The 13475-nt window shown below is 65.5% G+C and carries 10 protein-coding genes and 3 pseudogenes; 1 reads left to right on the top strand and 12 read right to left on the bottom strand.

The annotated features are described in order from the left end of the window. The 12 genes and pseudogenes from trbL to BN32_RS07435 form a co-directional block, all read right to left on the bottom strand. The coding region (trbL, locus tag BN32_RS07490; RefSeq protein ID WP_040425555.1) for a P-type conjugative transfer protein TrbL at positions 1 to 927 on the bottom strand (927 nt) is incomplete at its 3' end. Positions 928 to 931: 4 nt separating this feature from the next. Beyond that, entirely contained in the window at positions 932 to 1273 is a 342-nt protein-coding gene (gene trbK-alt, locus BN32_RS07485; protein WP_019197519.1) for a putative entry exclusion protein TrbK-alt, read from the bottom strand. 22 nt (positions 1274 to 1295) lie between these two features. Then, the gene (gene trbJ, locus BN32_RS07480; protein ID WP_019197518.1) at positions 1296 to 2060 is read right to left on the bottom strand and encodes a P-type conjugative transfer protein TrbJ; all 765 of its coding nucleotides are present in this window, start codon (positions 2058 to 2060) and stop codon (positions 1296 to 1298) included. Next, the gene (gene trbE / locus BN32_RS07475) at positions 2057 to 4525 is read right to left on the bottom strand and encodes a conjugal transfer protein TrbE (protein ID WP_019197517.1); all 2469 of its coding nucleotides are present in this window, start codon (positions 4523 to 4525) and stop codon (positions 2057 to 2059) included. The genes trbJ and trbE overlap by 4 nt, the downstream gene beginning before the upstream one ends. A gap of 12 nt (positions 4526 to 4537) precedes the next feature. Beyond that, entirely contained in the window at positions 4538 to 4819 is a 282-nt protein-coding gene (locus BN32_RS07470) for a VirB3 family type IV secretion system protein (protein ID WP_019197516.1), read from the bottom strand. Beyond that, positions 4819 to 5151 carry a TrbC/VirB2 family type IV secretion system protein gene (locus tag BN32_RS07465; protein WP_019197515.1) on the bottom strand — a complete coding sequence of 111 codons (333 nt, stop codon included), beginning with the start codon at positions 5149 to 5151 and terminating at the stop codon, positions 4819 to 4821. The genes BN32_RS07470 and BN32_RS07465 overlap by 1 nt, the downstream gene beginning before the upstream one ends. Further along, positions 5148 to 6131 (bottom strand): P-type conjugative transfer ATPase TrbB, encoded by a 984-nt coding sequence (gene trbB / locus BN32_RS07460; protein WP_040425553.1) that lies wholly within the window; start codon positions 6129 to 6131, stop codon positions 5148 to 5150. The genes BN32_RS07465 and trbB overlap by 4 nt, the downstream gene beginning before the upstream one ends. A 170-nt stretch (positions 6132 to 6301) precedes the next feature. After that, entirely contained in the window at positions 6302 to 6748 is a 447-nt protein-coding gene (locus BN32_RS07455; protein ID WP_019197513.1) for a ribbon-helix-helix domain-containing protein, read from the bottom strand. A gap of 9 nt (positions 6749 to 6757) precedes the next feature. After that, a complete protein-coding gene (locus tag BN32_RS07450) occupies positions 6758 to 8746 on the bottom strand; it encodes a conjugal transfer protein TraG (RefSeq protein ID WP_019197512.1) in 1989 nt (662 codons plus the stop codon). A 25-nt stretch (positions 8747 to 8771) separates the two neighbouring features. Then, the gene (locus BN32_RS07445) at positions 8772 to 10529 is read right to left on the bottom strand and encodes a relaxase/mobilization nuclease domain-containing protein (RefSeq protein WP_019197511.1); all 1758 of its coding nucleotides are present in this window, start codon (positions 10527 to 10529) and stop codon (positions 8772 to 8774) included. A 247-nt stretch (positions 10530 to 10776) separates the two neighbouring features. Further along, positions 10777 to 11391: pseudogene (locus BN32_RS07440) on the bottom strand (lytic transglycosylase domain-containing protein); the annotation flags it as partial. Between the two features lie 75 nt (positions 11392 to 11466). Continuing rightward, positions 11467 to 11886, bottom strand: a pseudogene (locus tag BN32_RS07435) (integrase core domain-containing protein); the annotation flags it as partial. A 79-nt stretch (positions 11887 to 11965) separates the two neighbouring features. Here BN32_RS07435 and BN32_RS07430 point away from each other — a divergent pair. Then, positions 11966 to 13253: pseudogene (locus BN32_RS07430) on the top strand (IS110 family RNA-guided transposase). Positions 13254 to 13475: the final 222 nt, after the last annotated feature.

The raw sequence follows: 13475 nt of genomic DNA, 5'->3' as shown, positions 1-13475 counted from the left end.
AGCGGCGGCGGCCCCGCCGATCGCCGCCGCGCCTCCGGAAGCAACGGCCCCCACGGTGGCAACGCCGGCGGCGACCATTCCGCCAGCGGCGAGGCCGGTGCCGACGGCAGCGCCTGCGCCAAGCTGGGGACCGCCCGAGACCAGGCCATTGGCAATGCCGGGACCGAAGATGCCGAGGCCGAGCAGCGACAATGCTGCGAGCACGATCGCCATGGCCTGGTCGATCGTCGGCGTCGCGCCACCGAAGCCGGCGGTGAATTCGGAGAATAGCGTCGAGCCGATACCGATGATGACGGCGAGCACCAGAACCTTGATCCCGCTGGAAATCACGTTGCCAAGCACGCGTTCGGCCATGAAGGCGGACTTGCCGAACAGGCCGAAGGGGATGAGGACGAAGCCGGCGAGTGTCGTCAGCTTGAACTCGATGAGGGTGACGAAGAGCTGGATGGCGAGGATGAAGAAGGCGAGCAGCACCAGCGCCCAGGCGAGGAACATGCAGGCGATCTGGATGAAATTCTCGAAGAACGACCAGTAACCCATCAGGCCGGAGATGGAATCGAGGAGCGGTCGACCGGCATCGAGCCCGGTCTGCGCCACCTTACCGGGGCGGAGCAGATCGGCGGTCGTGAAGCCCGTGCCGCTCGCCTTCAGGCCGAGGCCGGCGAAGCTCTCGAAGACGATGCGGGCGAGGTTGTTCCAGTTGCCGATGATGTAGGCGAACACCCCGACGAACAGGGTCTTCTTCACGAGCCGCGCGATGATGTCGTCGTCAGCGCCCCAGCTCCAGAACAGGGCGGCGAGCGTCACGTCGATGACGATCAGCGTCGTGGCGATGAACGCGACTTCACCGCTCAGCAGCCCGAAGCCGGAATCGATGTAGCGGGTGAAGACCTCCAGGAAGTGGTCGATGACGCCGGTGCCGCCCATGATGCTATTTGGCCTCTTCGGGTTGGAGCGGAACCGCGGGTGCCGGGATGGTTGCCGTCGGGCGCGGCGAGCGCGGTGCTTCGGGTAACGGTTCGGCGGGGCGAGCCCCGGGAGCCAGGAACCGGCGACGGTTCTCGGCCCAGGCGCGCAGGCAGGAAGGGTCGCGCGGACCGGCCTCACCGATTCCCGCGCAGCGGATGAGTTCGGCCCGCAGAGGATCGGCGGTCTCGGCACCGGCCCGATCGACGCTCTGGTAGATCGGCGCGTCCTCTTGCCGGGTCATCTCGATCGCCGCGGCGGTGACGGCGACGGCGATGAAGACGATGGCGCCGAGGCGTGCGAACATCTTTCCGTCCACGATCGCGCCCTCAGTTGCCGTTCTGGAACATCCGGGCATTGCCGGGCTGATAGCCGGATCCGGGAGTGAGGAAGCGACGGCGCTGCTCGCGGCCCTGTTCGGCCGCCGCGGCTTGCTCGGCGGACTGGAGCGCCTGCGCCCGGCCATTGGCCGCGACGACGGCCGTGAGATCGGCGAGCTGCTGCGCCTGAAGCGCGAGGAGCTGGTTGCCGGCCTGCGTCGCCTGAAGGGCGCCAGTCGCGCCCTGGCTCTGACCGACCAGCGCCGACATTTGCGTCCGGTTGGTGTCGATGTTGCCGACAACGCCGGCCTGGACGCGCATGGAGTCCTGCAGGCCGGCAACCGTATTCTGCCAACGTGTCCGGGCATCGGCGACGAGTTGCTGGTCCGAGGCGGACAGAGAGACATTGCGGTATTGCTGCTGGAAGGCGCGGTCGATCTGTTGAACATCGAAGGCGATGTTCTGGGCCTGGTTGAGCAACTGCTGTGTCCGCTGCACGGACTGCTGAAGCTGCTGAAGCGAGGAGAACGGCAGGCTCGCGAGATTGCGGGCTTGGTTGATCAGCATCGTCGCCTCGTTCTGTAGCGAGGTGATCTGGTTGTTGATCTGCTGCAGCGCGCGGGCGGCCTGAAGGACGTTCTGCGCATAGTTGGTAGGGTCGTAGACGATGATGGCATGTGCCGGCGCGGTGAGCAGCGGCGACAGTGCCAACGGCGCCGCCAGGATGGACAGGGCGAGCCGAGCGGCGCGCGTGCGGGAGCGAAAACGGATCATGAAGATACCTCCTGGCTGGTGGGAATGACGGTCTGGGGGGTGACATTGGTGAGGTCAGCGATGAGATCCGCCGCCCAGCCGAGCGAGCATTGGGCGAGCCATGCGTGCAGGAAGCCGTCGCGGCCAACGCGGGCGAATACCTCGGCGATCAGCGCCTGGTGCTGTTTCGAGGACGCGGCGCAGAGCGCCAGCGCGACGTCGGACAGGCCCAGCTCGAACAGTCGGTTGCCGCGTCGTGACTGGCAGTAGTAGTCGCGCTTCGGCATGGCCCGCGCGAGGATCTCGATCTGGCGGTCGTTGAGACCGAAGCGGCGATAGATCGCGGTGATCTGCGGCTCGATTGCGCGTTCGTTCGGCAGCAGCAGACGCGTCTGGCAGCTTTCGATGATCGCCGGCGCGATGGCGGAATTGTCGATGTCCGACAGCGATTGCGTGGCGAAGATGACGCTGGCGTTCTTCTTGCGCAGCGTCTTCAGCCATTCGCGGAGCTGGCCGGCGAAACCCTCGTCGTCGAGCGCCAGCCAGCCTTCATCGACGATCAGCAACGTCGGCCGGCCGTCGAGCCGGTCCTCGATGCGATGGAACAGATAGGCGAGAACGGCGGGCGCGGCGCTGGTGCCGATCAGGCCCTCGGTCTCGAAGGCTTGGACCGTTGCTTCACCCAGATGCTCGGCTTCGGCGTCGAGCAGCCGACCATAGGGACCGCCAACGCAGTAGGGCCGCAGCGCCTGTTTCAGGTCGTTCGATTGCAGGAGGACGGCGAGGCCGGTGATGGTGCGCTCGTTGACGGGGGCGGAGGCCAATGAGGTCAGCGCCGACCAGAGATGCTCCTTGACGTCCGGCGTGATCGACAAGCCTTCGCGCAGGAGGATCGCGACGATCCAGTCCGCCGCCCAGGCGCGCTCCGGCACCTCATGGATTCCCGCCAGCGGCTGGAGCGAAACGGAGGAGTCCGACCCCTCGGTCAGGCCACCGCCGAGATCGTGCCAGTCGCCGCGCATCGCCAACGCCGCCGCGCGGATCGACCCGCCGAAATCAAAGGCGAAGACTTGGGCGTCCCGGTAGCGCCGAAATTGAAGCGCCATCAGGGCCAGCAGCACTGACTTGCCGGCGCCGGTCGGTCCGACGACGAGCGTGTGGCCGACGTCGCCGACATGAAGGGAAAACCGGAACGGGGTGCTTCCCTCGGTCTTGCCATAGAGCAAGGGGGGCGACCCGAAGTGCTCATCCCGTTCCGGCCCCGCCCACACCGCCGAGAGCGGGATCATGTGGGCGAGATTGAGCGTGGAAATCGGCGGTTGCCGTACATTGGCGTAGACGTGGCCGGGCAGAGAGCCGAGCCAGGCGTCCACGGCATTGATCGTCTCGGGCATTGCCGTGAAGTCGCGGCCCTGGACGATCTTCTCGACCCGCCGCAGCTTTTCGGCGGCGATCCGCGAATCCTCATCCCAGACCGTGATGGTCGCCGTCACATAGGCCTGGCCGGCATAGTCGGCGCCGAGCTCCTGAAGGGCGAGGTCCGCGTCCGCCGCCTTGTTGGCGGCGTCGGTGTCCACGAGGACGGAAGCCTCGTTGGTCATCACCTCCTTCAGGATGGCGGCGATCGATTTGCGCTTGGCGAACCATTGCCGCCTGATCTTCGTGAGCAGCTTGGTCGCATCGGTCTTGTCGAGCAGGATGGCGCGCGTCGACCAGCGATAGGGAAAGGCGAGCCGATTGAGATCGTCGAGCAAGCCGGGCGTGGTCGCCGTCGGAAAACCGACGATGGTGAGCACGCGCAGATGCGCCGTTCCCAGTCTCGGCTCCAGCCCGCCGGTGAGCGTCTGGTCGGCGATCAGGGCATCGAGATACATCGGTGTCTCGGGCACCCGGACGCGCTGGCGTTTGGTCGAGACGCAGGAATGGAGGTAGGTCAGCGTCTCGCCGTCATCGAGCCAGACGCATTCCGGCATGAAGCCTTCGACGAGCTGCAGCACGCGATCGGTGCGGTCGATGAAGCCGCGCAGGATCTCATGGGCGTCGATGCCCGACTGCTCGCGGCCCTCATAGAGCCAGGCTTCCGTACGCGCGGCATCCTCGGCCGGTGGCAGATAGAGGAAGGTCAGGAAGTAGCTGGACTCGAAATGCGTGCCCGCTTCCTCGAAATCGGCCTTCCTCTCGGCATCCAGCAGACCGGACGCTGAATCCGGAAACATGCTTGAGGGATAGGTCGCAGCGGCGTGGCGCTGCGCCTCGACGAAGATCGACCAGCCGGAGCCGAGACGCCGGAAGGCGTTGTTGAGCCGGCCAGCGACGGCGACCAGTTCGGCCGGCACGGCGGAATCCATATCCGGGCCACGGAATCGGGCCGTGCGCTGGAACGAGCCGTCCTTGTTGAGAACGACGCCTTCGCCAACCAGGGCGACCCAGGGCAGGAAGTCGGCGAGCCGGGTGTTGCGATTGCGATATTCGGCAAGATTCAACATTGGTGCGCCTCCTCAGACCGCTAGGTGGCCGGGGATGCGCAGATGGCGGCGCACGACGTCGACGAATTGGGGATCGCGCTTGGCCGCCCAGACGGCGGCGAAGTGGCCAATGGCCCAAAGGCCAAGGCCGACCAGCCAGAGGCGAAGGCCGAGGCCGAGCGCCGCGGCCAGCGTGCCGTTGAGGATGGCGATTGAGCGCGGGGCGCCGCCGAGCAGGATGTGCTCGGTCAGCGCCCGGTGGACGGGCACGCTGAAGCCCGGCACCTCGCCGGCGTGATCGGCCGGACCCGCCATCAGACGAGCGCTCCGCCGCCGAACGAGAAGAACGACAGGAAGAACGAGCTGGCCGCGAACGCGATCGACAGGCCGAAGACGATCTGGATCAGCCGGCGGAAGCCGCCCGACGTGTCACCGAAGGCCAGCGTCAGGCCGGTGACGATGATGATGATCACCGCGATGATCTTGGCGACCGGGCCTTCGATCGACTGGAGGATCTGCTGGAGCGGCTGCTCCCACGGCATCGACGAGCCCGACGCGTGGGCGGCGGGCGCCAGAGCGATCGATACGAAGGTGACACACGCCGCCGTCGCGATGTGACGGCGTATGCGGAGCGAATGACGGATCATGCTGGATCTCCTGGTGGTTCGGATGCTGCGAGGGTGATGACGTAGTCGCCGGTCGGGCCGAGCCCATCGACGCGGGCAAGTTCGGCAAGGCGACGCTGGGCGCCGCGGCCGGAAAGCACGGCGACGATATCGATGGTCTCGGCGATCAGCGCGCGCGGGACGGTGACGACGGCTTCCTGGATGAGTTGCTCGAAGCGGCGCACTGCGCCGATCGCCGTGCCGGCGTGGATGGTGCCAATGCCGCCCGGATGCCCGGTGCCCCAAGCTTTCAATAGGTCGAGGGCCTCAGCGCCGCGGACCTCGCCGATCGGAATCCGGTCTGGGCGGAGCCGCAGGCTGGAGCGCACCAGATCTGAGAGCGAGACCACGCCGTCCTTTGTGCGCAGCGCAACGAGATTGGGCGCGGCGCACTGCAGCTCGCGCGTATCCTCGATCAGGACGACGCGATCGTCCGTCTTGGCGACTTCGGCCAGCAGCGCGTTGGTGAGTGTCGTCTTGCCGGTCGAGGTGCCGCCGGCGACGAGGATGTTTTGCCGAGACGCCACGGCATCGCGTAGCGCCTCGGCTTGGGGCCCCGTCATGATCCTGGCGGCGACGTAATCATCGAGGGTGAAGACAGCGACGGCGGGTTTGCGGATGGCGAAGGCGGGCGATGAGACGATAGGGGGCAGCAGACCTTCGAACCGCTCTCCTGTTTCGGGTAGCTCGGCGGAGACGCGGGGGCTGCCGGGATGGACCTCGGCGCCGACATGGTGCGCGACCAGGCGCACGATCCGCTCGCCATCGGCGGCGGAGAGGCGCTCACCCGTATCGGCAAGCCCTTCGGAAAGGCGGTCGATCCAGAGCCGTCCGTCGGGGTTGAGCATCACCTCGACGATCGCGGGATCCTCCAGGAACCGGGCGATGGCGGGGCCAAGGGCGGTGCGCAACATGCGCGCACCCCGCATGATCGCTTCGGATTTCTGGTGTGCTGCCGCCACGTCGTCCCCGTCCTTTCGCGGGCGCGCACGACGCGCGGCCCTGGATCGGGGATGATTAAAAGAGCCGGAAGTCGGGCCGGTTCAACAAGATTAGATCGTCGTAGTAGCCTAGCGTGCAAATACAGGAGAACGGCGGAATCGGTTCCGACTTGATCGACGACAAGCGCACACTATCGGTCCTCTGGCGGCGAGTCGTCGTCATCGCCGCGCACCCTTCCGGCAATATCGTCCGGGATTTCCCGGAGGAAGCTTTGACCCTTCTGAAGCTTTTTGCCGAGCGTCTCGACGAAGCCTTCGAAGCGCTCGCGACCCTTGATCTGAGCCGCAGCCTGCACGTCGCCCGGCAATGGCGGGGTGATCGTCAGCCAGAAGCGGACGAAGAGCGCCAGCGTTTCGGCTGTGACGCCGAGATCGCGCTCGAGGCGTTGCGCCTGGCGCGAGAGCCGGTCCATCCGGCGGGTGAAGGCGGCTTCGCGTCGATCGGCGGCGTCAGGCGAAAGGAATGACGCCACGGCCGCCTCGACGATGGCCGATCGCGGGATCTTCTTGCGTTCCGACAGCTCGTTGATCCGGCTGATCATCTCGACGGGCAAGGTGAGGTTCAGGCGGTCCCGCATGGCCACCTCCTAGAGGTCCATGCCGTCATTGGGATCGAGCGAGACCTGACGCGCCACGCCGGTCATCTGCCGGCGCAGCGCCTGACGCTGGGCGACATCTTCGGGCTCCTCGTCTAGCATGATCGCGAACTCCTCCGCCGGTTTCTGGTCGGTCGTCTCCTTCACGATGGCGACATGGTCCGGAAGCTCGGGTTCCCGGCGCAAGCCGCTATTGGCCCGGTCGCCCTGCGCCTTCTCCACCTCGGCCAGTAGCGCCACGTCCGGCTTCGGTGGGACAAGCGTCGACCAGCCGTCAGCGCGGGATGTGCGCCCGCACCTCTGCGGATCGGGGGGCGACAGCACGCGTTCCTTGAACCGGGCATCCTCGTAGTAGCGTGCCTTCTTCGCCCGGATCGGCGCGGTGCCGGCGACCATGACGATCTCGTGTGCGGGCGGGAGCTGCATCACCTCGCCGGGGGTGAGCAGCGGGCGGGCGGTCTCCGAGCGTGAGACCATGAGGTGGCCGAGCCAGGGAGAAAGCCGGTGTCCGGCATAGTTCTTCATCGCCTTCATCTCGGTCGCGGTGCCGAGCGCATCGGAGACGCGCTTCGCGGTCCGTTCGTCGTTGGTCGCGAAGCTGACGCGGACATGGCAGTTGTCGAGGATCGAGTTGTTCGCCCCGTAAGCCTTCTCGATCTGGTTCAGCGACTGCGCGATCAGGAAGCTCTTGATGCCGTAGCCCGCCATGAAGGCGAGCGCGGACTCGAAGAAGTCGAGGCGGCCAAGCGCCGGAAACTCGTCTAGCATCATCAGCACGCGGTGCTTACGCTCCTTGGCGTGCAGGTCTTCCGTGAGGCGCCGGCCGATCTGATTGAGCACGAGGCGGATGAGCGGCTTGGTCCGCGAGATGTCGGATGGCGGCACCACGAGGTAGAGCGTCGCCGGCCGCGGGTCGGCAATCAGGTCGGCGATGCGCCAGTCGCAGCGCCGCGTCACTTGGGCGACGACGGGATCGCGATAGAGGCCGAGAAACGACATGGCGGTCGAGAGCACGCCGGAGCGCTCGTTGTCGGATTTGTTCAACAGCTCGCGCGCCGTGGACGCGACCACGGGATGCGGTCCGGCTTCGCCGAGGTGCGGCGTGGTCATCATTGCCTTCAGCGTGGTTTCGATCGGCCGCTTCGGATCCGAGAGGAAGCCTGCGACGCCGGCGAGTGTCTTGTCCGCCTCGGCGTAGAGGACATGCAAGATCGCGCCGACCAGCAGCGAGTGGCTGGTCTTCTCCCAGTGATTACGCTTGTCGAGCGAACCTTCCGGATCGACCAGCACATCGGCGACGTTCTGGACGTCACGGACTTCCCAATCACCGCGGCGGACCTCGAGCAGCGGATTGTACGCGGCGGATTTCGGGTTGGTCGGATCGAACAGGAGCACGCGACCATGCTTCGCCCGGAAGCCGGCGGTGAGCTGCCAGTTCTCGCCCTTGATGTCATGGACGATGGCCGACCCCGGCCAGGTGAGCAGCGACGGCACGACCAGGCCGACGCCCTTGCCGGAGCGCGTCGGCGCGAAGCACAGCACATGCTCGGGCCCGTCGTGGCGCAGATAGTCGCGCTCCAGCTTGCCGAGCACCACGCCATCCGGGCCGAGCAGCCCGGCCGCCTTCACCTCTCCCTTCTCGGCCCAGCGCGCCGAGCCGTAGGTCTCGACATTCTTGGCTTCCCGCGCGCGCCAGACCGACATGCCGATGGCGACCGCGATCGAGATGAAGCCACCCGACGCGGCGATGAAAGCGCCCTTGGTGAAGATCTCCGGCGCGTAGGCGTCGTAGGAGAACCACCAGGCGAAGAAGGCCGGCGGGAAATAGACCGGCATTCCCGCGAGGCTGAACCACGGCGCTCCGAGCTGGGCCTGAAAGCCGAGCTGCCAGGCGACATACTGCGTCGCCGCCCAGGTCGTGATCAGCACGATCAGGAAGACGATGGTGATCTGGCCCCAGAGGATTTTGGTCGCGGACATGGGCGTGCTCCTTTCTTATTCGTGGCTAAAGCCCGAGGTCGCGCTTGCGCCCCAGGCTCCATTCGATGCCGCCGCCGTCGCGGGCAACGCCGGCGATGTGCTGGCCAAGCTTGCGCTCGATCTCGCGCGCCCAGGGCACGAGCTGGAAGCCGAGTCCGTTGTCGATCATGGCGAAGCGGCCCGAGGAGAGCGTCAGGCGCTGGCGATAGACGCCCGAGACGTGCTCGCCGGCCGCGGCCTTCACATGCGGCAGGCCCGTATCGGCCGACAGCTTCTCGCCCGAGGCGTCCAGCTCGCGGCGGCGCAGCGTGTTGAGCAGATCGCGTTGGAGAATGATGCGCTGACCCTGGCGGCGGGCGAGCCCCTCGTCAGCAAGATGTTCGGCGCGGGCCTGCATGGCGTCGCGCGCCTCGCGGCCAAACCCAGCCATGGAGAGCGGCATCTGTTCGCGCTCGACCAGGCGGTGGTCGAGCCAGGTGGCGCCCGGCGCGGTGATCTGGGTGCGAAGATCGAGATCGGATCGGGTCGCGAGCACCAGCGTCGGCCGCTGGTCTTCTGGGCCGCCGAAGCGCCGAACCTCGACGATGCCGCCGACAGGCGGCGCATGCTCGAAGGCCTCGATGCCACGGAAGCGGACATGGTGGGCGCGGCCGTCGGTGCCGTCGATCACGGCATAGGCTTCGCCGGTCAGCTCGTCGTGGAGCCCCTTGTCGACCAGCCGGCCGATGATCGGCGAACCAGCTCCGCCGTCGATGACATAGTCGGCGACGCCGCGATCCTGGCCGCGTTCGGTGAAGGCGCGGTGCATGGTCTTGATGATGTCGCCGCGCATCCCGAGGTCGCGAAGATGGCGTTCGGCTTCCAGCCCAACCATCCATTCGCCCGGGCTGGCTGAGGTGGCGAGCCCCATCTTCTCCAGATGCTGGAGGCGGCCGATCATCAGGCGGCGGGTCTCGGGAACGGCCGTGCCGCGTGCGCCAGGACGCAGATCGATATAGCCGACGTCATCGGCTTGACCGCGGATCTCGACATCGAGGCGCGTCCACCGCTCGGCGGCGACTTCCTTTTCCAGGGCGTTGCGGATTTCGTGCTCGGGCTTGGGACCAAGCTCGATCGACACCAGATCCTCGGCGCGCGAGCGAAGGCCACGGCTGATATAGTCGCGCGAGATCACGAGATCGGCGCCGGCCTCATCCACGCCGCGCACGAGCAGGTGGACGTGCGGATTGTCGGTGTTCCAGTGATCGACGGCGACCCAGTCGAGCCGCGTCCCCATATCGGCTTCCATCTGCCGTGCGAGGTCGCGCGTGAAGGCCTTGAGGTCGGTCATCTCGCCGGCGTCCTCCGGCGAGACGATGAACCGGAAATGATGCCGGTCGTCCTTGCAGCGGTCGGCAAAGGCGAGATCGCCGGCGCGATCGGAGCCGGCGTCGAACATGACGCCCTTTTCTCCGTCCCGGCTGACGCCCTCGCGCTTGAGGTAGGAGAGATGCGCCGACAGCGGCGCGGAGCGGAAGGACCGGCCCTGGTGGCGCACGACGCGCGCCTTCACGACGACGCGGCGGGACGATGAGAACAGGCGGCTGCGGCTGAAACTGCCGCGCCCCCGGCCGAAGGTCGAGCGGCCATAGCCGGAAGCGCGTCTGCCTGACGCCGGCGCGCCGGTATGGCCCGCCTTCTTCGCGGCCCGCAGCACTTGGTTGAGGAAGCTCTTCGCCTTCGGCGCGCGCGTGTTCCTGATGCGGCCAGGCCGGACCCGAAAATCGTTGTCGCCCTCGCTCATGATAGAGCTCCGGACAGCGGCATTTCAGACCCGTGCATACGGAAGCCTTGAAATCCTTCGCAAAAACCGGGCATCATGCCCGCGACCGACCGCCATGCACGCCAAAACGCGAGCCTCTTCAGAGGCTTACAGCGTTTCGGGCATGCGCTTTTATCTCGCCGTCTGTTGGTCGTGTCTCCCTGCCATCCCAATCCTTCCGCCCAACCTGACCGGAAGCTCGCTAGACCGCGCCAGACTGCGAAAACCCTCATTGCGGGTCTCCCGCACGATTGCGGGCAACGAACAGGCCGCCCGACTGCGGGACGATGGCGGAGACATCGCGCGCGGTCGGCGCTGTCGGCGCATCGTCCTGATTGGCGTCGCGCTGCACAGGATCGGCCGCCGATGTGCGCTCGGATTGCGCGACGAACAGCGGCGCGCGAGTCCAGGCTTGCGGATCGGCAGCGGCAACGACGGTCGCAGGAGCGGTCAGTTCACCGCCGCCGAAGATAGGAAGGAGGGCGGCTACATAGGCGCGCGTCTCCGCCGGCAAGGGACGGCCGGCGAGATACTCCTCATATCGGCCTGGTCCCGCATTGTAGGCGGCGAGAAAGCCGGGCGAACCGTACCGATCGTGCATTTCGCGGAGATACGCCGCGCCCGCCAGGATGTTGTCGCGCGGATTGAAGGGATCATTTCCGAGCGAATATCGAGCGCGCAGGCCCGCCCAAGTGTCGGGCATGATCTGCATCAGGCCCATCGCGCCCTTCGGCGATACGGCGCGCACGTCATTCGCACTCTCGACCCGCATGACCGCCCTGATCCAGGCCGCCGGAATGCCGAAGCGCTGTGCGGCTTCCGCGATGTAGGCGGCATAGGGATCGTGTCCGTCGTCAGATAATTTGAGACAGATGGCGGGCTGATCTAGCGGAGGCTCTGGCCCATCTCGGTTGACATTTTAAGCGGCGGCTTTGCGATGTAGCAAGCGCCGCTGTTCGATGGTCTTTCGCTTGATCCTTTCTCTCTGCAACAGGACAGTTTGGCCGCGCCCGAAGTAAACGTCGGCGGGGGTGAGATTGTCCAGGCTCTCGTGGTAGCGGCGATGGTTGTAGCGCTCGACGAAAGCCGCGATCTGGGCTTCGAGATCACCCGGCAGGAAGTAGTTCTCCAGCAGGATACGGTTCTTGAGCGTCTGGTGCCAGCGCTCGATCTTGCCCTGGGTCTGAGGATGGTTCGGTGCACCGCGGGTGTGATCCATGTCGCGCTCCTGAAGCCATTGCGCCAGCTCGCCGGCGACGTAGCACGGCCCGTAGCACCTACGGAAGGAATGAGGAGAGGTCACTGAGCAGCGGTGCGCGCAGCCTTTCGCTGCAAGCGCGCACCGGCTGAGGTGGCCATGGCCGATCAAGGTTTCTCTAGAATGCGAATGTTCACAACCCATTCGGGAGAGACCGACCATGACCAGCCCAAATGTTATACTCGCCGATGCCGTGTTGGTAGCCATCGATATTGCCAAGGTTTGCAATGAAGTTCTGATCGAGGCTCCGAGCCATAAACGCCGGCGCCGGCTGCCGGTCCTCAACACCCGTGCGGAGCATGATCGGCTGATTGAGATTCTGCAGACGTATGGCCGACCGGTGGTCTGCGGCTTTGAAGCCACCGGGAACTATCATCGTCCCATTGCATGGCGCCTGGCTGAAGCCGGCTTCGAGGTGCGGCTGGTGTCGTCGCTGGCGCTCGCTCGAACTCGGGAGGCCCTGCACAACAGTTGGGACAAGAATGACCCCAAGGATGCGCAGGTGATCCTTCACATGCTCAGGATCCAAGCGACGCAGGCCTACCATGATCCGCTGCGCGCTGGCATCAACGATGTGCAGGAACTGTCGAAGACGCATGAAGCAGTCGCCAGGGCCAAGACCGAGATCCAGCATCGTATCCTGACGCACTACCTGCCGCTGTATTTTCCAGAGATCGATCGCTTCCGGGGCAACAGCCGCAGCGATTGGTTCTTCGCTTTCCTCGATGCGTTTCCAACGCCGGCAAGTATCACGACGCTAACGAAGGAGGCGTTTGTGGCCGGAGCCTGGGACGTCGTCGGCCGCAAAGTCAGCAAGACGCAGATTCTAATGGATATTTACGAGACGGCGCGCACATCAATCGGATTGCCGTTGCCGCTGGATGCCCCTGCTATTCGCATGTTCCGGATGGTCGTCGCCGAAGCACGCAGCCTGATCCGACAACGCAATGAGATCGAGACGCAGGCTGACGAACTGCTGCGATATAGCCAAGATTATCATCTCCTGCGGCAGATCCCGGGTATCGGGCCGATCAATGCGCTGACGATCATTGCCGAGGCTGGAGATCTTCGCCGCTTCCATCATCATCGCCAGTTTCTTAAATTCTGCGGACTGGATCTTTCGACACAGCAGTCAGGCCAGTATCGAGGCCAGACCCGCCTTTCCAAGTTCGGCAATGCGCGACTGCGCCGCACCCTGTGGATCGCCGGACAGGTCGCCATCCGCCAGCGCGAGAACGGATTCCGGCACAAGTTCGAACGCTACATCGCGAGAGATCGCGACAATCCCGATCTGCGCCGCAAGGCGATGACCGCTATTACCGCCAAGATGGCGCGTGTCGTCCACGCCGTCGTCAAAGGCGGTTCCGACTACCGGCCCTTCGTTGAGGGGCGGGTGCCAGGTGGAAGAACCTCTGTCAGTTAGGGCCGTGAGGGCATCGCTTCGATGACCCTGTAGATAATGTTCGGGTCTTCCACCTGGATCAGAAGCTCGTGTTGAGGACGGTGAGGGCCGCAATCGGCGTACCCTGTGTTTGCTATGGACGAGATCTTTTCCTTTACTCGTGGAAGCCGCCTGGTTCGACCATGCAACTTGACGAGCGTCATGCTGCGAGAGCATGCTGGCGTACAGAGAGACTTTTGACTGTCCTCTCTATTTCCTTCCGCTCTTA

This window comes from Afipia birgiae 34632, assembly GCF_000308295.2.
Classification (GTDB): Bacteria; Pseudomonadota; Alphaproteobacteria; order Rhizobiales; family Xanthobacteraceae; genus Afipia; species Afipia birgiae.
The sequence above is the reverse complement of the archived record's forward strand: the minus strand, read 5'-3'. Positions and strand labels throughout refer to the sequence as shown.